This window comes from Vibrio sp. 1180_3, from assembly GCF_029478545.1.
Taxonomy (GTDB): Bacteria; Pseudomonadota; Gammaproteobacteria; order Enterobacterales; family Vibrionaceae; genus Vibrio; species Vibrio aestuarianus.
The window spans coordinates 1-255 of record NZ_SJFM01000277.1; the positions used below are offsets into that span (position 1 = coordinate 1).

The window sequence follows — 255 nt, forward strand, 5'->3', positions numbered from 1 at the left end:
TCGTGCCAACTCGTTAAATGACGTGATAGTAAGCAAGCTAGGAAATGAAGTAGAATCAATGGTTAAAACCATTTATGGTGACGATTCGTATGCAATAAGCGTTGCAATTAGCTTAGGTGGCGAATAAGTTTCTAACAACGGTGTTTATAACTAACAGAGGAAATAAAATGGATTGGTATTTGGCTGTTTTAAAGAAGTATGCAGTTTTTAGTGGAAGGGCTAGACGAAAGGAATACTGGATGTTCTTTTTATTTA

General features: G+C 35.7%; 1 pseudogene. It reads left to right on the plus strand.

Annotated features, from left to right (window positions below):
* Positions 1 to 167 precede the first annotated feature (167 nt).
* Positions 168 to 255: pseudogene (locus tag EYW48_RS21840) on the plus strand (DUF805 domain-containing protein); the annotation flags it as partial.